Annotated in this window: 19 protein-coding genes; 6 read left to right on the forward strand and 13 right to left on the reverse strand. The window is 43.2% G+C overall.

Going from position 1 to position 19354, the window contains the following annotated elements; translation table 11 throughout:
- Nucleotides 1-101: 101 nt before the first annotated feature.
- Nucleotides 102-1382, forward strand: a complete 1281-nt coding sequence (locus J5O05_RS04975) for an oligosaccharide flippase family protein (protein ID WP_208843856.1) — start codon at nucleotides 102-104, stop codon at nucleotides 1380-1382.
- 49 nt (nucleotides 1383-1431) lie between these two features.
- On the opposite strand, the gene J5O05_RS04980 is transcribed toward J5O05_RS04975, so the two are convergent.
- Genes J5O05_RS04980 through J5O05_RS04990 form a run of 4 tightly spaced genes read right to left on the reverse strand, consistent with a single transcriptional unit; the run spans nucleotide 1432 to nucleotide 3542 of the window.
- Nucleotides 1432-1833, reverse strand: coding sequence for a rhodanese-like domain-containing protein (locus J5O05_RS04980; RefSeq protein ID WP_208843857.1), 402 nt, complete (start codon nucleotides 1831-1833; stop codon nucleotides 1432-1434).
- 17 nt (nucleotides 1834-1850) lie between these two features.
- A complete protein-coding gene (locus J5O05_RS22365; protein WP_280117675.1) occupies nucleotides 1851-2021 on the reverse strand; it encodes a TSUP family transporter in 171 nt (56 codons plus the stop codon).
- Nucleotides 2011-2604, reverse strand: a complete 594-nt coding sequence (locus J5O05_RS04985; RefSeq protein ID WP_280117676.1) for a sulfite exporter TauE/SafE family protein — start codon at nucleotides 2602-2604, stop codon at nucleotides 2011-2013. Before J5O05_RS04985 ends, J5O05_RS22365 begins: the two co-directional genes overlap by 11 nt.
- A gap of 26 nt (nucleotides 2605-2630) precedes the next feature.
- A complete protein-coding gene (locus tag J5O05_RS04990; protein ID WP_244369820.1) occupies nucleotides 2631-3542 on the reverse strand; it encodes an MBL fold metallo-hydrolase in 912 nt (303 codons plus the stop codon).
- Nucleotides 3543-3794: 252 nt separating this feature from the next.
- On the opposite strand from J5O05_RS04990, the gene J5O05_RS04995 reads away from it, so the two are divergent.
- The gene (locus J5O05_RS04995; protein WP_208843858.1) at nucleotides 3795-4337 is read left to right on the forward strand and encodes a hypothetical protein; all 543 of its coding nucleotides are present in this window, start codon (nucleotides 3795-3797) and stop codon (nucleotides 4335-4337) included.
- Nucleotides 4338-4459: 122 nt separating this feature from the next.
- Here J5O05_RS04995 and J5O05_RS05000 read toward each other — a convergent pair whose 3' ends face one another.
- Nucleotides 4460-5065: a peroxiredoxin gene (locus J5O05_RS05000; protein ID WP_208843859.1), complete on the reverse strand. Its 606-nt coding sequence runs from the start codon at nucleotides 5063-5065 to the stop codon at nucleotides 4460-4462.
- A complete protein-coding gene (gene tpx / locus J5O05_RS05005; RefSeq protein WP_208843860.1) occupies nucleotides 5053-5571 on the reverse strand; it encodes a thiol peroxidase in 519 nt (172 codons plus the stop codon). Before tpx ends, J5O05_RS05000 begins: the two co-directional genes overlap by 13 nt.
- A 308-nt stretch (nucleotides 5572-5879) precedes the next feature.
- On the opposite strand from tpx, the gene J5O05_RS05010 reads away from it, so the two are divergent.
- Nucleotides 5880-6875 (forward strand): hypothetical protein, encoded by a 996-nt coding sequence (locus J5O05_RS05010; RefSeq protein WP_208843861.1) that lies wholly within the window; start codon nucleotides 5880-5882, stop codon nucleotides 6873-6875.
- 83 nt (nucleotides 6876-6958) lie between these two features.
- Here J5O05_RS05010 and J5O05_RS05015 read toward each other — a convergent pair whose 3' ends face one another.
- The gene (locus tag J5O05_RS05015) at nucleotides 6959-7846 is read right to left on the reverse strand and encodes a LysR family transcriptional regulator (protein ID WP_208843862.1); all 888 of its coding nucleotides are present in this window, start codon (nucleotides 7844-7846) and stop codon (nucleotides 6959-6961) included.
- A gap of 86 nt (nucleotides 7847-7932) precedes the next feature.
- Between J5O05_RS05015 and J5O05_RS05020 the strand changes: the two genes are divergently transcribed.
- The gene (locus tag J5O05_RS05020) at nucleotides 7933-9024 is read left to right on the forward strand and encodes an alpha/beta hydrolase (protein ID WP_208843863.1); all 1092 of its coding nucleotides are present in this window, start codon (nucleotides 7933-7935) and stop codon (nucleotides 9022-9024) included.
- A gap of 76 nt (nucleotides 9025-9100) precedes the next feature.
- Here J5O05_RS05020 and J5O05_RS05025 read toward each other — a convergent pair whose 3' ends face one another.
- From J5O05_RS05025 to J5O05_RS05035, 3 genes are all read right to left on the reverse strand, one after another.
- The gene (locus J5O05_RS05025; protein WP_244369822.1) at nucleotides 9101-11662 is read right to left on the reverse strand and encodes an Ig-like domain-containing protein; all 2562 of its coding nucleotides are present in this window, start codon (nucleotides 11660-11662) and stop codon (nucleotides 9101-9103) included.
- Nucleotides 11663-11866: 204 nt separating this feature from the next.
- Nucleotides 11867-12352 carry a DUF4124 domain-containing protein gene (locus J5O05_RS05030; protein WP_208843864.1) on the reverse strand — a complete coding sequence of 162 codons (486 nt, stop codon included), beginning with the start codon at nucleotides 12350-12352 and terminating at the stop codon, nucleotides 11867-11869.
- A gap of 142 nt (nucleotides 12353-12494) precedes the next feature.
- Complete coding sequence (locus tag J5O05_RS05035; RefSeq protein ID WP_208843865.1) at nucleotides 12495-12749, reverse strand: DUF3297 family protein; 255 nt, start codon at nucleotides 12747-12749, stop codon at nucleotides 12495-12497.
- Nucleotides 12750-12974: 225 nt separating this feature from the next.
- On the opposite strand from J5O05_RS05035, the gene J5O05_RS05040 reads away from it, so the two are divergent.
- Nucleotides 12975-14399, forward strand: a complete 1425-nt coding sequence (locus tag J5O05_RS05040; protein ID WP_208843866.1) for an MFS transporter — start codon at nucleotides 12975-12977, stop codon at nucleotides 14397-14399.
- 70 nt (nucleotides 14400-14469) lie between these two features.
- Here the strand turns inward: J5O05_RS05040 and J5O05_RS05045 are convergent, their stop codons facing one another.
- Nucleotides 14470-15444 (reverse strand): hypothetical protein, encoded by a 975-nt coding sequence (locus J5O05_RS05045; protein ID WP_208843867.1) that lies wholly within the window; start codon nucleotides 15442-15444, stop codon nucleotides 14470-14472.
- A gap of 168 nt (nucleotides 15445-15612) precedes the next feature.
- Nucleotides 15613-16797 (reverse strand): hypothetical protein, encoded by a 1185-nt coding sequence (locus J5O05_RS05050; protein ID WP_208843868.1) that lies wholly within the window; start codon nucleotides 16795-16797, stop codon nucleotides 15613-15615.
- 247 nt (nucleotides 16798-17044) lie between these two features.
- On the opposite strand from J5O05_RS05050, the gene J5O05_RS05055 reads away from it, so the two are divergent.
- Nucleotides 17045-17269 carry a hypothetical protein gene (locus J5O05_RS05055; protein ID WP_208843869.1) on the forward strand — a complete coding sequence of 75 codons (225 nt, stop codon included), beginning with the start codon at nucleotides 17045-17047 and terminating at the stop codon, nucleotides 17267-17269.
- An 81-nt stretch (nucleotides 17270-17350) separates the two neighbouring features.
- On the opposite strand, the gene J5O05_RS05060 is transcribed toward J5O05_RS05055, so the two are convergent.
- On the reverse strand, nucleotides 17351-19348 hold the full coding sequence (locus tag J5O05_RS05060; RefSeq protein WP_244369824.1) for a urocanate hydratase: 1998 nt from the start codon (nucleotides 19346-19348) through the stop codon (nucleotides 17351-17353).
- Between the last annotated feature and the right edge of the window lie 6 nt (nucleotides 19349-19354).

A 19354-nucleotide genomic window follows, 5' to 3' on the forward strand; every position in this document is an offset into this window, starting at 1 on the left:
GAACCGATTAGAAATAAATCGAATTTGATGCATCGAGAGGATGCTTAAAATGATAAATAAATGTTAAAATAAACTAACTTTACCTTTAAGTACCCACAAGTATGTCTGAGCAACATAATCAGTATTTAAGCCAAGGCGCGCTTTTTCTAATTCTTTCAATTTTGCTTGGATACGTCGCTGACTATACGTTTAACCTGACACTAATTCGGCATTTAAGCGTACATGAATATGGCGATTACAAAGTCGCCTATGGTTTCACTACGTTAATGTCAGTACTCGTGTTACTAGGTGGAGACAGACTGGCCCCCCGTATTTTATCAAGGCCTATTTCAGAGCAGCACACCAGCACCATTATCGATTACCTCGCCTTTTATCTTAAAAATGCGTTTGTGCTTAGCCTTATCGTTATTGTTCTGACGTGGGTGGCAAGCTTTGCTTACCTGTTTTCCTTTGATAAACAAGACCACCATGCGATGGCTTATATGGTGCTTGCAGTACCACTCATCGCAGTTGGTGCAATTTTAAGTCGAGTGCTGCAAAGTGCTAAAAGACTTGCTGCATCTAATTTACCGTGGCGAATTGCACTCCCCGCGCTCAAAGCGCTTTGTGTGCTATTACTTGCAAAATGGTTTACTACGTTGTCGGTCATTCATGTAATAGCAGCAGGGATCTCGGTAGTACTGGCCATTTTATTTTGGCAATTACGCTATTTAAAGCAGCTTGGATTACTGCATTCACTCAAACCGACGCATAGTTTAGACACCTCGAAGTTGCTCAAACTCTCCATCCCAATGATGCTCGCGATGCTCGTCACGATGTTGCTAAACCAAACCGACATATTTATGTTGGAGCTGATTTCACAAGAGCATACGGTCGGCCATTTCGGTGCAGCAAATACCTTGGCGCACCTTATTCCCGTAACTCAAGTGACTATCGCAAGTCTTTTTATGCCCTTAATTGGTCACTACTTTGACAAACAGCCTGACCAAGCACTTGCGTTATTAAAAAAAGCACAGCGCATCACGATTATGGTCATTGCTGCAATTGCGGTATTGCTTTTCCTATTTTCAAATTCACTTTTAGCCATTTTTGGTGAAAGTTACTTAAATGCTGAACCCGCGTTGGTTTGGCTGATTGCAGGATACAGTATATGGGCATTTGCAGCGCCAAGTGTTACTTGGCAACAGTACAACGGGAATGGCTTACAAATCGTTTATGTTGGCGCGGCGGCAATAATGATTGATTTAGCGGCGAACCTTTACTTTATTCCAAAATATGACATCGAAGGCGCCGCGATAGCAACGGCATTGTCGCTGTCCTGTGCCACGGTATTGGTGCTCATGTTGAATCTAAAGCAGTCAGCAAAAACTATCGAAAATTAAATGAAACAGATGCTTAACGAAAATCAACCCCGTGGCTATCGGCATAAGCCTAGCCACCGTTTTCAACAGGTAAGTGACTGTTAACCCACTCGATAAAACCACCCGCGACTGAATAGACTTTCTCAAAACCCATTTCTTTTAAACTCAGCGCTGCAAGGGCTGAACGTGCACCAGAGCGACAAATAAGGTAAATCGGACGATGTGCGAGGCATTCAAGTGCATCTTTATCACACAAATCACACACCATCGGGTGGAGATGAATCTTCATTTCAAGCACGCCCCTAGGAAAGTTTACGCTTTTGGCGAGGTGTCCCACGTTGAACTCCTCGGGTTCACGCACATCAATTAAAACAGAGTCATCGTTTTGTAACGCTTCGAACAGCTCAAGCACAGAGACTTCACTTATCGCACCTTTTGCTTGTTCAACTAACTGTTGTGACGATTTGACCATATAACCCTCTAATTAGACTACAGATAGACACTACGCATGAATACGAAACCAGACATGGCGAGCAAGAACACGGCAAACCCCTTTTGCAACCATTGTTTGGGCAACAACGTACTAAGCCTACTTCCAAATAAACTACCTAAAATCCCGCCAAACACCATTACACCTATCAGCGCCCAATCAAAGATCATCGCTTGAGCACTGTAGAGCCTCGTAATACTTCACAAACCCCGAGCTGGAATTCATTGCGATAATCATTAAACTTGTTCCTGTTGCGAGCAACATTGGTAATCCTGCAAAAAACATTAGAGCGGGAACAATTAAAAAGCCTCCTCCGACGCCTACAAAACCAGTCACAACCCCAACAACAAAACCCTCAAGCAGCAATAATTGTAGAGGCTGCACCGCTGTTGATGTCGATTCTTTACGTCCTCGCCACATAAACACGGCGGCAATACTCATCAGCACCACGAACACGAAGAGTTGAACTCGGCTGCCCACGATTGAACCAAACCAAGCACCGAAGTAAGTACCAAACATGCCAGGGAGACCAAACCAAATTAAGTGCCGATAACTCACTTGGCGCTTCAACACGTTAAAAATACTCCCACCAAAACTAATCCCAGCAACTATCGCCAATGAAGAGGCAATCGCGAGTGGCGCAGGTACGTCAAGTAGATACATGAGAATTGGTACGGTCAGAATTGAACCACCAGACCCAAACACGCCCAAACTAAGGCCGATAATTGTGGCGCCAAATAGCGCTTGCAACATCACGTCTGTACTCCCGATTGCGCTGACTAGAGCATGTTCAAAGGAATTTTTAAGTAGATTTGGCCGTTATCTTCCGCTGGCGGCATGTCGCCTGCTCGAATGTTGAGTTGAATGGCGGGTAGGATAAGGCGAGGCATCGACAACGTTTTATCACGCGATTCGCGACGTGCTATAAATTCCGCTTCACTCACCCCGTCACGTATATGAATATTCAACTCGCGTTGTTTCGCAACCGTTGTGCAGCATTCGTGTCCTCGGTCTTTTGTTGGGTAGTCGTGGCACACATACAATTCGGTTTGTGGCTTTAATGCCAACAAAGATTGGATCGAGCGGTACAGCGTTTTAGCACTGCCACCAGGAAAATCACAGCGCGCAGTGCCCACATCGGGCATAAACAGCGTGTCACCAACAAACGCCATTTCTTCGTTGATAATGTAAGCCAAATCAGCTGGGGTATGCCCTGGGGTATGCATTATCCGGATGGACATGCCTCCGACGGCAATAATGTCTTGATCGCTAAAAAGATGATCAAACTGCGTACCGTTTGGCAAAAACGATTTCTCTAAATTAAAGATTGTTTTAAAGGTTTGCTGAACGACTTTAATATGTTCACCAATGCCGATTTTAGCGCCCGTTTTAGCCTTTAAAAAAGGGGCTGCAGATACATGGTCCGCATGAGCGTGCGTTTCTAAAACCCACTCTAACTGGTAACCCTGTTGCTTTAGATAAGCCACTATTTTCTCAGCACTTTCAGTGCTAGTACGTCCGGATTTGTAGTCAAAGTCTAACACCGGGTCGATCACAATCGCTTTGCTGGTGCTAATGTCGGCAACCACATAGCTAAACGTTTCGCTGTCGCTGTCCAAAAAGGCTTCTACATGTATTGGCGACTTAGTCGCTGTGTATCCAAACGAGCTATTCATTTCACTGTGACCCATTCTGCGCTCTCATATTCCACATGGATATAATTTATATCATTTAGAAATATAGATTAGCAATTAAACAAGTCAACTTTTTAGCTCGACGATATTTAGCCCACTAAACACACCTAGAACAAAATTCTACGCTTTAACACTCAAAAACATTTTTACGGCATCTGATAACAGATACAAAGGCCCGAAATCCGTACACTTCGCCCTTCTAATTTGTTCGTATGAACGCGTTTTTTGAACCTTCAACTTGGGATCTCTATGAAAAATCTATTGGGTTGCGTATTAGCATTGACCTCTTGCACCACTTTAGCCAACTGGGGCGTTACTGGTGATATCACAAACATGCGAATTGAGAAGCAAAACGCGCAGATTGTAACTGCAGGTGTTTCCTTTGATATTCCAACTGACTTTCAATCCATAAAAATCGTCCCAATATTAAGATTTGGTACAGGTATTAATAGTTTTGGTTACACAGAAACTGAGGATGGAAAGCCGGTTCTTGCGAAGGATGGTAAGCCAGTTCGTCACAATATATCGGTTGATTATTTTGCGGCACTTAGCATTCGCTCTACCTATCAGGCTACTGAAGCTTTTTCGATTTTTGTACAGCCAACTTACGCGCGGACAATTGGTGACGTCAAACAAGTTGGAACGAAAAATAAGGCAAGTTATCAAGCGAATGACAACGGATTTGGTATTGGCTTCGGGTATAAAGTAGACCAACATTCTAATATCGAAATCAGCTATGAAGATTTTGATGAAATGTCGCTAGTAAACTTGAGCTACCGATATACTTTTTAACTGACACTACCCCCCTTCAAAGCCTCGAAAGAGGCTTTTTTATTTTTACATTTTAAATATCATAATAAAAAAGCCCATTATAATAATGAGCTTTGAACATCATCCCAATTAGATCGAGATATTTACTTAAGTGCGATAGCTACGGCTTCTTCGAGATTCGGCAACGAAGTCAATTCAGGTACTCTCTGAATATGTTTGACCTTACCTTTGGCGTCTACAACCACAATACTTCTCGTCAAAAGGCCCAATTCTGAAATTAACATTCCTGTTTGTTGACCAAATACATGATCTTTTGCATCTGATAAGTAAATTGTATTTGTCAGTCCTTGAGCTTTAATAAATCGTTGCTGAGCAAACACGGTATCGGCACTAATTGCGACAATGTCCACACGACTTGCAATGTCAGGGTTGGATTTAATAAAGGCTTCTAACTCTTGTGCTTGCTGAACGCACACTGGCGTGTCTACAGACGCCAATACATTGAAAATACGTGCTTTACCGCCAACCCCGGTATCAAACAAGCTTAACTCGCTGGTTTGCAAAAGCATTGATGGAAAATCATCACCTACTTTTAATGTTTTTCCTGCTAAATGAAAAACATTCTTTCGCTCCAACGTTACCGTTTGCGAGTCACCAGTTTGAGCATGTTCAGACGTAGTCGGAAACTCGAAGGCTTGAACATACATACATGATACGCCGACCGCCAATAGAGAGACTAGGCCTCGCATTGTGACGCTCTCAGTGCATTAATTGCCAGATCGTAATTTGGTTCATGAGTAATTTCGCTCACAAGTTCACAATGTGTCACGTAGCCGTTGGCATCCAAGACAACAACCATGCGGGCTGCCAAGCCTCTCAAAATGCCTTTTTCAATACCACAGCCAAGAATGTCTAGAAACTCAGGATGTCGGAAACAGGACGCAATGACGACATTCTCCAGTCCTTCGTCTGCACAAAAGCGACTAATTGCAAAAGGCAGATCGGCCGAAATACATAGCACAACAGTATCATCATGTTGAGAAACCATTTTATTAAACTTAATGGTACTTTGTGCGCAAATTGGCGTATCAATACTTGGGAAAATATTCAGAATGACCTGCTTTCCTCTATATTGTTCAAGGGTAATCTCTCCAAGATTAGCTGCACACAATGTAAAATCTGGTGCTAATGCGCCAACTTGTGGAATATCTCCACCAATAAATACAGGTTCGCCCTGAAATGTTACAATATTCATACTATACCTCATTATTAATGAAGCACCATTTTACTAACCAAACACGTTTAATCTGTTTTATTTTGTTACATTATAAATAAAAAAACATAATCAAATTTAAGCATTATTAAATAAGAAAAATTAATTTAAAAACTAAAGAAACTGCCGCTCCCCTACCCATCCATTAATCGAAAAGTTAAGTTACAATTTAAAATTAAACTTTTGTTGATATTTTGAAAATAAATATTTAACGTCATTTTGCTTTGTCAGACCTTAGTTCGTTGCTGTTCTACAAAGCAAACACAGGAAAACAATAAAAGGAAAATTTTATGAAAAACACATTTAGACTTTCGTCAATCGCGTCAGTAGTTGCACTGGCATTTTCATTGAACGTGGCGGCTGCGGAGTCAGCCGTATCACCGGTCCAACATGATGTATATCTTGATAATCAAGAAATGAGCACGATGGTTGTAGACCCTGTCACGACAAGCATTGTTGCGTCATGGTTACTTGATCAAGCAAAAGGGGCCATCGCAAGCCAAGCAAAAAGTTTTATTAAAAATTTATTGTTTGGTAGCGGTGAATCAACAGGCCCAGCTATCGTTCGTTTGCATGAAGAAGATTTGCAAAAAATCGAGAACATGATCACTGACGTCATCATCACGGATGCGGTCTACGATGCAAAAAGCCAATTAAATGGTTTTGGAACAACATTTGAGTATTACCAAGATTCTTTAAATTCAGGTCGCTTTGATTCTGCGATTTTAAGTAGCCTATTAAACTACGTAAATACATTGCGTTATCACCGTGCATACGACTTAGGATACAACTCTAATGCCTATGCGCTAACGACATCTTACTCGTTAATGGCGTCACTTAATGTAACTGTACTTACTGAGCGTTACGTTAATGGCTATGTTTCGCAAAGTTTTGTTCGCTCTCAAGCTAAAGCGATGGCATCGACACTCTCAAGTTTAGGTGCAGCGGTTGATTCTAAAGCAAGTAAAATGGGCTACGTTCGTACCTTTGGTAACGGTTGCTGGGGTACACTGTCACAAGATAAGGAAATGCATCAGATGGATGTTGAAGCGGAGCAAACGTTCTCAATCGAGGGTCGTGAAGTTCAGCCAATGGCGCCACAAGGCTGTATCGTACAAGCTCTATTACCTGGCAAACCTTATAAAACTTGGGATGCCGAAATCTTAGGTCGTTTAGAAGCAGAAGAACTCGCCTACGACTACTTGACGACTGTACGTACACAGTACGCCAATGAAATCAAAGGCGAAAACTACTCGCAAATTCTAACTAAACTAAACTCTCTGTAGGCTTAGCGCCTCATTGTGGATAATTGAGCCAGAGGCTTTTGCCCTGGCTCGCATCCTATAAGAAGCCTGGAGTTTCGTTTGATTTATGATTTTAATAACTTAATTAAGTCCGCCATCCCTGGATGCAGACGTTTATCTTGGCAATAAAAATAGTAATCAACCGTTGGTAAAGCTTGCTCAATACTCGCAAAATGGATGTCCTGCTGATACTTTGATGAAAGTGATTTAGGAACAATTGCACAACCGATTTGATTGGCAACCAAGGCGAGCGTAGCTGATTTTGTCCTCACCTTTTGAACTAATTTTGGCGTGACACCAACCGAATCAAACACCGCGTAAATTTCGTCATAGAGTTCAGGATGAAGCTCCCGAGGGTAGCCAATATAAGGTTTGTCTTTAAGTTGCGACAAACAAACATGGTCGCCAAACTCGCTCCAAGATTTTGGTACTGCCAATACATATGGTTCGCGCTTCAAAAGATACAAATGTTCTTCAGGTAAATTCATTTCATGCAGTCGAATAACGGCGGCATCAATCAGCTTATTATGGCACTTTGCCAGTAATTGTTGCGTTGTTCCTTCTTCTAGGTGGATCACATCATTCGGCCTTAGTTGACGAAATGCCATCATGCGCGGTGCAATTAAAACATCAATGGCAAGCCCAATAGCACCTAAGCGTAGTGGCGCATTATCAACGTCTGATTGAGCACGGATATACAGCATTAACTCGCTATGTGCCTCTAAAACTCGACCCGCTTGTTGAACTATGCGCTCGCCCTGAGGCGTCAATTTAACCTGACGAGTTGAGCGTTCAAACAACTGGATATTAAAGCTTTCTTCGATCTTTTTAATTTGCTGGCTCAATGGCGGTTGTGCGATGTTCAGTCGCTCAGCCGCGCGGCTAAAATTCAATTCTTGTGCAACGGTGACCAAGTACTTTAACTTTTTGAGGTCCAACTGATTTATATCCATAAAATATAAATACCGTGATTCTATATATTTGTTTTCTATTTAACTTACCTTTAGTGTTTAAAGCAATGACAAAATAGGTGTTAGAAATGACAAAACTACTCTCCTTTTTTTTGCTGTTTGCGTTGCTTTGTAGCCCCTTTGTAAATGCAAAATTAGAACGCCATACATACTATTCAAAATCGATTGAAAACAATGTAATTGGTACGAATCCCGAACGGGTCATCAGTGTCTATTTACCAGCAAGTTACGACGATACACCAAACAAAATTTACCCTGTTGTCTATTTTCTTGGTGCCTACAGTTGGTCCAATGATTTTGCACTTCCAATGGAGAAACGCATTGACCGCTTCGGTGTCAAAAATCAACCTATCGAGTTTATTGTGGTGATGCTAGATGGCGATACGCCTCTGCGAGGCAGTTTTTACGTTAACTCGAAGGCGCATGGCTATTTTGAAGATTTCATCATGTCAGAGGCGATTCCTTGGGTACGAAGTCATTTCAGGGTCTCCCAGAATCCAAGTCTTACGGCAATAGCAGGCTACTCAATGGGTGGCACAGGAGCGTTGCGACTTGCCGCTCGATATCCAACCCAATTTGGGCATGTTTACGCGTTAAGTCCTGGAGTGTTTAATAAAACAGGCCTTGAGGATTCGTTTCTTTCGAATAAATCGGCAATAGAGCACTACAACACCTTTCGCCAACACTATGCGAAGGTTGACGATAAATTGGCATTCATGAGTAAGGAATTCGCCCCATTCCAAGGTGATAAACTTTGGGATAATGGCGATGAAAATAGCGATTATGCCTTTATTCTGGCCTACGGAGGCGCTTTTGCAAGCCGTCCAAATGAGGCTTTTGGCATACATTACTCAGAGAAAAAAGGAGCCTACCCTAAATGGCAAGCTGGATTCGGCGACATCCTAACTATGTACATGTCCTCTTCCGTGCTCGATAACCTGAATTCAGTCGTGATTGAGGTTGGAGACCATGATGAGTTTCGTTGGATCACAAATGGATGCGTAACGTTAAAAGTGGCCAGCGAAGAAGCTGACAGCATAGTCAAAGTCAATGTCTTTGAAGGCGATCATGGTGACCATTTCGGACAGCGGATTGAGCAAAGCATGTTGCCACATTTTGTAAAAGTGCTCTCGCAAAGCACAATCACCACATCGAATTAACCATTGAACAAAGTCAACCAGAAAAGTCGGTATTACGTTAGTTCACGTAATACCGACGTGCAATATCAGCGCAGAATTACTGCCCTTGGTTCATTTGAGTGAGTTTATCGCCGATAGGTTTTGAAAAATTATAACCATCGAATTTGTCCCAATTGATTGACCAGGTCATTACTCCACCAAATTGCGAATACGACTTAGATGGCTTTATTGACCCGCATTGCATTCCTTTGGTTAAGCAATCTAGTGCCGCGATAATATTCGCTGTTGGTGCTTGACCCGAATTTGCCGATTTAGGACCTGAGGGTAAACCGATTGCGACTTGGTCGTCACGCAGAGGCGCAAATTGTTGACCGTTTGCTAGTGTAAAACCTTCCACCAGCATTTTCGCGTGTGCAACCATCATATTTACCGAACCTTCTGGTGCACTACCCGCTTCATATGGGTTAGGTAAACCGCCATTGTTGTACAATTGCACATGAAGCAAATCAAGCATATCGCGCAGCTCATCTATCAAAGGAATATAAGCCCCCCAAATCCCAGAATACGCAATCATACCGCCATGAACATAAGGATGCTCCGGTGCCATGGTAAGGAACATATCACCACCTATGTTCTGCTCTATCTTTTTCAATGCACGCGGCAAACGCGCTTGAATTTGTGAACCATGTACAAGGTTTGAGCCGCTCTCTAAATCGATATCTAAGCCATCAAATCCCCATTCATTGATAATCGCCGTTAGACTACTTACAAAGTTTGCTTCATCTGCATCGGTATTGAGTGTAATCGTTCCTTCTGCACCACCTAAGCTCAGTACAATTACTTTGCCTTGTGCTTGTAGGGCTTTTACATCATTTTTGAATTTAACCGGGTCAATCGCAGGGCAAGTTGAGTGGATATCTTGAACAAACGGCGTGAAATGTACTGTACCGCTAGAGTTTCGATCATTTTCTGCAAACGCAATATCGATTACATCCCAAGCAGGCGAAATATCTGAAAGTGGAATTGGGCAGCCCGCTGGATTAACGAAGTTGTGCCAATAGCCAATGAGCTTATGTGTTTTACCAATTGGCGCGTTAACGACCTCAACCGATACACCTTGGCTTGATGCTTCATTCCCTGCATCATCTTTGGCTTTTGTCGATAACGTTACGTTGCCAATTGCCGCCGGTGTATAAGCCCATTGATAAGGTAACGTGGTGTCCGTACCGAGCAGCAAACCATTGGCAAAGAACTGTACTTGTGAGATTTGACCTGCAAATGCCGATGCATCTGCTTGCAATTGCACTGTTTTACCCAGTACTAAACGACTCCCTGCGCTTGGTGCCGTTAATGAAGTTACAACCGATTGATCGGTAACGACAACTTGTTGTGTGCTTTCACCAACATTGCCCTCATTATCAGTCGCTTGGGCTTTTAAGGTTACGTTGCCAACACGGGTTGGTGTCCAGTCAAATAGTAATGAGCTTTGACTTACTTGCGTAAGCAACGTGTCGTTTGCAAAGACGGCCAACTGGCTCACTTGTCCATCGGCGTCATTTGCCGTCACTTGGATTTTAGTCACTGCGTTTTTCAATATTGTGCTGTCCGGCGCTGGTGTTTGAAACTGAACAGTAGGCACAGCTGCACACAAACCACTTTCCGTCCATGCATCTTTCCAATATTGGCCAGTTCCTGGTTCATAAGCCCAAGCAGCATTAGAGCTACACCAGCCAGCAACATCACAACGATATTTAAAGTTGTTATGTGCGACAAATTGCCCTGCACTATATGCCTGTCCTGCAACGTAACTTGCAAGGCCAGCACAACCACCAGACTGCTGTTCCACCACTTTTACTGAAACGCTGGACATTGTCGTTGCATCTTTATCGTCTGTCGCAATGACTTTTAATGTCTGGCTTCCAACGGTGTTTGCTTGCCAATCTATTAGATATGGTGATTTATTGAGTGTCGCAAGAAGTGTATCACCCAACCAAAACGTGACCGATTTAACACTCCCGTCGCTATCCGATGCCTCCGCTTGAATACTGACCGTGCTGCCTAGATTAACTTGACTGCCCGATACAGGGTTTTTAATAGAGACCGTTGGCGGCACATTACCCGATGCTGACTGAACAGAGATATTTACACTCGAGCTTTCTGTTGTTGCCCCGTCATTATCCGTTGCTTTAGCAAGCAGTCGGTGTTGACCAAGCACCGCAGACCAACTGATCTCATAAGGTGTTTTACTTACTTCCCCGAGCAAATTGCCATCAACATAGAATGCAACATGGGCAATTGAACCATCATTATCCGTTGCGGATGCTTTAATGATAACGCTGTCATTTTCGGCCAAAACACTGTTGTCCGTTGGCGAATCAATCGCCACCACAGGAAACTGATTACCACCACAGGTCCCTAACACTTTCCAAACATCATACGTATTACTGTTCGTTGCTGGCGTTTGGTTTTGAGTCCACCATTTGGCTTCATAGGCTGTATTTTGTAGTGTGACTTTGCTGCCTGAGGTATACACTGCATTTTGCTCCCATGTACTGAGACCTGTGCAGTCAAAGGCATAAACGGACGAAGATAGCCCAAGGGTGACGAGTGTCAAAGCGCTTATCATGGCGTTTTGCGTCGCTTTATTGCGTTGTGTCATTATTGACTCCTTTACATGTTTTTGTTCAAAGCTTAACCAGCTTATAGGTAAGTAAAGTGTTACGCAATTGAAAATATAAGATTGATAAATGCAATAAAAAATGAAGTGAAAATGCGCAAAGACTTTGTGAAAGGTAACGTTGATTTGGGAGCAAGTACTCAGGTGAAAGGACTTACTCATTGTGGGCTTAATACGAAAAGGACACTATGGACGTTTAAACGCTTTAATTTTCTCAACAAGTCGGTCTAATCGCGCATCCAAGCTTTTAATGTCGGTATCAAATGACTTGCTGACTGCATTCATTTCTTCGCTGATGCTCGTTTCCCATTGCGCTCCGGCAAGATTGTTATTTGCACTTTGCTTTTTACGCATCAGCGCATCCAATTTTGCATCACGCTGTTTCATCAACCGATTGCGCTTGCCTTCTAGTTGTTCGAACTCTCGTTTGATTTGCTCCAATTCTACGTACAAATCTACTTGTTCAAGCGTTTTTTGGTGTTTGAGGTTATCGATACTGTCTGCGTGCTCATTGGTCGACATTTTCGGCGGTGGTGTGATTGTCACCACTTGTTGATTGTCGCCACAGGGAAACTGCGAATACACGACGGTACCGCCATTGTCACATTTATAAACAGAGGACGCTGTACTGGCTATCCAACTAGAAACCGCAAAAAGTAGAGAAAGAGACATACTTACACTCCATGCATGTTTGTCTTAATTAATTACAGCATACCACACTGACTGCACTTCGACTGGATTAACTTTGGGGAATACGTAAAGCAAAAAAGGAAACCTGAGGTTTCCTTTTTATCTAACAAGGCAGGAAAGCGAATTATGCTTCGCGATAAAATGCCTCTACCGTGCCTTTTGATTTGATAAGCAGTGGCTGACCACGACGGTCTAATGCTTTTGGAGAGGCAATCATTACCCAACCTTCGCTGATGCAATATTCTTCAACATCAAAACGCTCTTTGCCATTCAAACGAATGCCGATATCGTGCTGAAGTACTTCTTCAGAGTAGAACTTGCTGCGCGGGTTAATTGATAGGCGATCTGGTAATGCCGGTAATGTCGTTGTGTCGTTCATTGTGTCTTATCTACTGTAATCAATTGATGACGTGTATTGTAGGTAATCCCATCTTTACGCTCAATAGTAATGCGAAACTAAAATCATCCAAACGAGATTTTGCAGCACAAAATTGATTTCAAGCAGCGTATTGCAGGAATGATGGTCTAATTCTGCTATCCTGACTTGGAAATCCCACCTAGTTACACTAGTATGTGACTGTATTTGCCGCTATTTTGTATATAAATGAAATCATTTCCCTCACTGTATTTTACAAATCTCTTTCTGATCGGTGGCACAGGCTTACTGACCACTTATCTTGCCCTATACCTTGGTCAACACGGCGTTTCGACTTTTTGGATAGGTTTATTGACCTCCTGCTATTACCTTGGTCTACTATTTGGTTCCAAACTCGGCTACACGCTCATTAAATCTGTTGGTCATATTCGTACTTTTGCAGCCAGTACTGCGGCAGTAACCGCCTGTGTCGCTGCACATGGGGTAAGTGACAACATTTATCTATGGCTTGCTTTGCGCTTTATTGTCGGCCTCGGAATGATGTGTAACTACATGGTTTTGGAAAGTTGGCTAAATGAACAAGCCGCCCCAGAATCGCGTGGCCGCGTTTTCTCTTTTTATATGATCACCTCCTACCTCGGGATGGTTATGGGTCAATATGCCTTGTCGCAGTTCCCTGAACTCGGCTACGCCCCTCTTTTCTTGGTTTGTATGGCATTGTCGGTCGGTATTATTCCTATCTCCATCACGCGCCGAATTCACCCCAAACCCCTGAAGCCTCTTCAGGTAAGTCTGTTTGGTTATTTAAAGAAAGTGCCGCAATCACTCACCGCAGTTCATTTCGCCGGGATCATTAACGGTAGCTTTTATGGTCTTGCACCCACGTTTGCCAATTTATCGGGTTTTAATGCCACTGAAATTGCGATGTTTATGTCAGTCACCATCTTTGCGGGTTTGTTAGCGCAATGGCCGATGGGGATTGTGTCGGATAAAATCCGTCGTAGCGTTCTCATTCGCAGTAATGCAGTGGCTATTGGGGTGATAAGCTTATTGATGTTTATTCTGCCGATTTCGCAGATCTCAGCATATATTCTCACCTTTTTATTTGGTCTGTTCGCTTTTACGCTCTATCCACTTTCTTCCGCTCTTGCTAATTCACGAGTGGAAGATGAAGACCGTGTCGGTGTATCGTCCGCACTACTTGTTGCATTTGGTTCAGGTGCAGCACTGGAACCAGCGGCCAACGCAAAGATCATGGCCTTGTTTGGACACCAAGCTTTGTATGCGTCAATCACCGTTTTAACCATTCTCATGTTCATGATTTTGAGCTTCATTAACTCAAAACAAAAAGCAGAGAAACCAGAGCCAACCGATTACGTTATGGGTACTTCTGACGTTACCAATTCACCACTCGCGGCAACTATGGATCCCCGTATTGAAGAAACGATGGCCCATGAACAGTTATTGGTTGTGGGTGAAGATAATGAACGCATTGAAGACGACTTAGAAGATGGACTAGACGAGCAAGAAGACGCGCTTAAAGCAGAAGACGACTCACATCATTCGGAAAACATTGAACAACCTAGTGAAGGCTCTGAACACCCATCCGCGACGGACGAACAGCCCGTGGCGACTAGTCCGATAACAAAATAGTCTCGCCGTCTTAGCAACAACGGTGTCGTTATGACGACACCGTTGTGTGATTTAGTAATTGATCATTTTATTATTGTCCGTCTTGTCCATACCAACTCCAGCTTGGATACAACACACCATTTACGACAGCATCGTTGCCTGTAAAAATAGAATGAGGTTTATCTACCGCAGTCCAACCTGTCGCCGTTGAGTGTTCTAGTTCAAACACAACGTTACCGTATATCTCGTAGAATTTCAAGATAGAAGATTCACGGTAGGCTGCAAACAACGTTTGTCCTCCCATCATCAAATGGCCAACGGTACTTTGATTGTCGACATCCACAGCGCCTTTACTCCAAATCATAAGTAACGCAACTGAGGATTGATTGTCGGCAAGGAAATAGCCGTTACCTGAGACTTCCACCGAGCTAAACTGACTCCCAGAGGTGGAACGGGCAAAAGAGGTATCCAAGACATTTAAGGTAACACCTGTGTTTTCTGCTTGGAACTCAATGGCTGAGCTACCCGACACCCTAAATTTAGCTTGTGACTGTTTACTCACGTAGGCTGTGCTGTTGTCTGTAATTGAAAAAGGATAAAACACACCGTCACTGTTTTCGCTGTTGGTCGTAATGTTTTCAAGCGTGACTGTGCTGTTGCCTTTCGCCACAAAAGCTTGAACATTGCTTGGCGCTGCAATCGTCAGATTTTTTAAATTGACGACTGAGTGGATGGCCGTAACTGCACTCTTGTCTGTCTGAGTGGACTTAATGCTGCTTGCGACGGATGAGTCGCCAACAATTGAAATGTTGTCAGACTCAAACGTCACGGGACCTTGGCATTCGCCTCGAATTTCTAATTCAGATTGTGTTTTAAACCAAACGCCTCGAGCTGCGTATTGTTGTAATGCCAACGGATTTTGTTGGCAGTTTAGTTTAAGTCGATAGAGTTTTGCCGAAGATTGGGCTTCTACACCGTCGATTTGTGGCTGTGCAATCGCGGTGTTTGATAGCATGCAAACTGCAGCAACACCGACGCTTATCACCGCTTTGTTGAAAGGTTTCATTCAAATTTCCTTTTATTGGTTAATAACGCGATGCCACATTAGCAACTGCAATAGACAAAATGACAGCGCAGTCAATTTTTAACCAGCAAATGAATTTTATTCAAATGAAATTAGTTTAAGTTAATACGAATATCGCGGGTGACCCACACAGCCTAGTTCTAGAACACGTTATTTTGTCGGCCGCTCACTTTGTTTTTCAAGTAAACGGGCTTCATGATCTAACACAAGGTATTCAAACCACGTCAGCACATTATTATTAAACATGCCATCAAAATCGAGCGCCCCGCTTGTCCAAGCTTTATTCACTACCGAGCAAGGTTGTTCATTTTCAAACTTAAGTATTCTTAACAAGGGATTATCTGCTTTTGGTAAAGTACTTAGATACTGTATAAAAGCAAATGCAGACGCATACAAAGCATGCCGATTGTCGCGCCACATCTCATTTGTATTAATGACATCATCAAATAACAGAGGTGCACCTAAATAGTTACTGCGCGCATCCCAAGTTGCTTTATCTAAAAACAATTCCGGATTTTCGCTTTCATAAAAATGCGCAAAATACTGAGCTAATCCCTCTTGTGCCCAGCGATGCATGTAGCCAAATTGAACAAAGTTTACAGCATGAACGGATTCATGAATGGTGGTACGCAACAAACTGTTCGTATCGATATACCCTTCGTACGTCCGAGGTAAATGCACTAGCGCAATATGTTCTAAGGGTAAGTAAACACCGGGAATATTTGATGGCATAGAAGCATGGTATTTGTCGAGTAATGCTTCATAGGTTTCCAAATCATAGGCAATAAGAATATCGATTTTAGATTGATAGAGTTTTTCATAACCAAGCCAATCGATATATTGGCGATATACTTTGTCCAAATGCGTCGAGACAGTCTCATAAATCTTTTTCTCGAATCTTTGATTAACGAATTCCGACAGCGGCATGGTGTAGCGACGACTATAAACGAGTTTAATATCAAGTTGATATAAGTCCGAGAAGTGCTCCGTTTTCTCGTCATACACAATTGGCAGTCGTTCAAGCGTACGGCACAATTCAAGGTCAGCTTTTGACGGTGTCACTTCTAACCATGGATGAGGCGCAGACTGCGTGTACACTTCCCCATCGGACGACCTTTGCGTTGTTGAGTGGTCCTGTGCTTCTTCACTTTTCTGTTCAACGTTAATATGAGGAACAACGATTTCAATGTCGTGCGGCTCTACAGCTTGTGTTGCCTTCGAGGTTGTTGCAGGAAGAACAACAGTCGATGATTCCTCCCGTGACTCCAACCAAAACAATACCGCTTGCACTACTACCAAAGCGACTACGAGCAAAATACTAAGCAGTTTTATCATGTTAGCTGTAGATAGCGGTTTCCTTTGCACTGACACTCTCTAATTCGAACACCTCACTTTAGAGAATATAGTGAACTATTTATGAGCCTCAACCACATTTGTTAATGCACACGATTTGATTAAAGTTATTTGGCTAAATTGACCTACAACAGCAGAGATTCAGCCGAATTCGCCACTCTGTTTTTGATTAATCTGATTGTGCCGCATTTAAGACGGTGGGCAGACTGATGAATAAAAGGATTAAATTATGGCAAATGGTAAAAATTCATTTGTGGGTGATGCGAATGCTTGGCATATCCACCACAACGATCACATTAAGTACCACAATGGTGCTCGTGTAAACGTGTCAGGTCGCACACAACCCCAAGTACTTGAAAAGCTCCGTGAGAAATACCCTAACCTAGATGACCTTACGGATAAATCAGGTTGGTCAGCGTGCAAGACATGGATGGATAACAACCTAGGCGATTAATTTTATCGTTTCCAACCCAACCATAAAAAAGCGCTGTGGTTATTCACTCACAGCGCTTTTCTTCAATTGAAGAGAAATGACTTAGAACAAACCGTTTAAAATTTCATCATCAACCGTATTTGCAAGTGTGACTTTCAGCTTAGGTGTACGAGCCATCTCACGTTTAATGGCAAAGTTTGCCTCTTCATTACGCGCCCAACTGCGGCGTGCAATGCCGTTGTTTACATCGAACAACAACATTGATTTCAAGCGGCGTTCTGCACTTTCGCTTCCGTCTAAAAGCATGCCGAAACCACCATTGATCACTTCGCCCCAGCCAACACCACCACCGTTATGAATAGAGACCCAAGTCGCACCACGGAAACTGTCACCAATCACGTTGTGAATCGCCATATCCGCGGTAAAACGGCTACCGTCATAAATATTTGATGTTTCACGGAAAGGTGAATCAGTGCCGCTTACATCGTGGTGATCACGCCCAAGTACAACTGGACCAATTTCACCTCGATTAATCGCATCATTGAATGCTTTAGCAATTTCCATCCGGCCTTGTGCGTCAGCATAAAGAATACGCGCTTGAGAACCAACGACGAGCTTGTTTTGCTTAGCATCGTTAATCCAAGTGATGTTATCTTGCATTTGCTGCTGAATTTCTTCTGGCGATTCTTCCATAATCTTATTCAACACTTGTGCTGCGATGGCATCTGTCTTATCTAAATCTTCTGACTGTCCAGATGTACACACCCAACGGAATGGACCAAAACCATAGTCAAAACACATTGGTCCAAGAATATCTTGTACATACGATGGGTATTTAAAATCAATACCGTTATCTGCCATGACATCGCCACCTGCACGCGACGCTTCAAGTAAAAACGCATTACCATAGTCAAAGAAATACGTACCTTTCGCGGTATGTTTGTTTACCGCATCAGCATGACGTTTCAATGTCGCCTGAACTTTCGCTTTGAAAACCTCTGGCTCTTCGCGGATCAAGCGATTTGATTCTTCGTAGCTAATTCCAACTGGGTAATAGCCGCCTGACCAAGGGTTATGCAAAGAAGTTTGGTCCGACCCCAAGTGAACAAAAATGTTGTGCTCGTAAAACGCTTCCCACACATCAACTACGTTCCCAATGAATGCAATCGATACGACTTCTTCATTTACTTGTGCTTCACGAACTCGAGAAATCAGCGCGTCCATGTTGTCGATAAGCTCATCAACCCAACCCTGCTGATGACGTTTTGTTGCGGCTTTCGGATTTACTTCCGCGCAAACCGTAATACAGTTTGCGATGTTACCCGCTTTCGGCTGCGCACCACTCATGCCTCCCAAACCGGCCGTTAGGAAGATCTTTCCTTTCGGACTTTCGCCTTTATTCAATACTTTACGGAAAGCATTCATGACGGTAATTGTCGTTCCGTGAACGATCCCCTGTGGACCGATGTACATGAACGATCCTGCTGTCATTTGCCCGTATTGGGTAACGCCCAGTGCATTAAAGCGCTCCCAATCATCTGGTTTTGAGTAATTCGGGATCATCATACCGTTCGTAACAACAACACGAGGTGCGTCTTCTGACGATGGGAACAAGCCCATTGGGTGACCTGAATACATATGCAGCGTTTGGTCACTTTCCATTTCACTTAAGTACTTCATCGCCAGACGATATTGCGCCCAGTTTTGGAATACTGCACCATTACCACCGTACGTAATTAGCTCTTCAGGATGCTGTGCAACCGCTGGATCCAAGTTGTTGTCAATCATCAACATGATCGCAGCCGCTTGCTCACATTTTGCTGGATAATCAGAAATTGCTCGCGCTTTAAGCTCATAGTTTGGCTTGAAGCGATACATGTAGATACGGCCAAAATCGTTTAATTCTTTTGCAAATTCTGGCGCCAGTTCACTGTGCCACTCTTTAGGGAAGTAACGGAGCGCGTTACGAATAGCCAACTGTTTTTCTTCCGTTGACAGAATGTCTTTGCGTTTTGGCGCACGGTTCGCGTCTTCTGGATAGGGTTTTACAGCAGGCAGCTCACTCGGAATACCTTGCTTAATTTGTTCTTGAAACGTCATGCTTGC

This window comes from Pseudoalteromonas xiamenensis, assembly GCF_017638925.1.
Classification (GTDB): Bacteria; Pseudomonadota; Gammaproteobacteria; order Enterobacterales; family Alteromonadaceae; genus Pseudoalteromonas; species Pseudoalteromonas xiamenensis.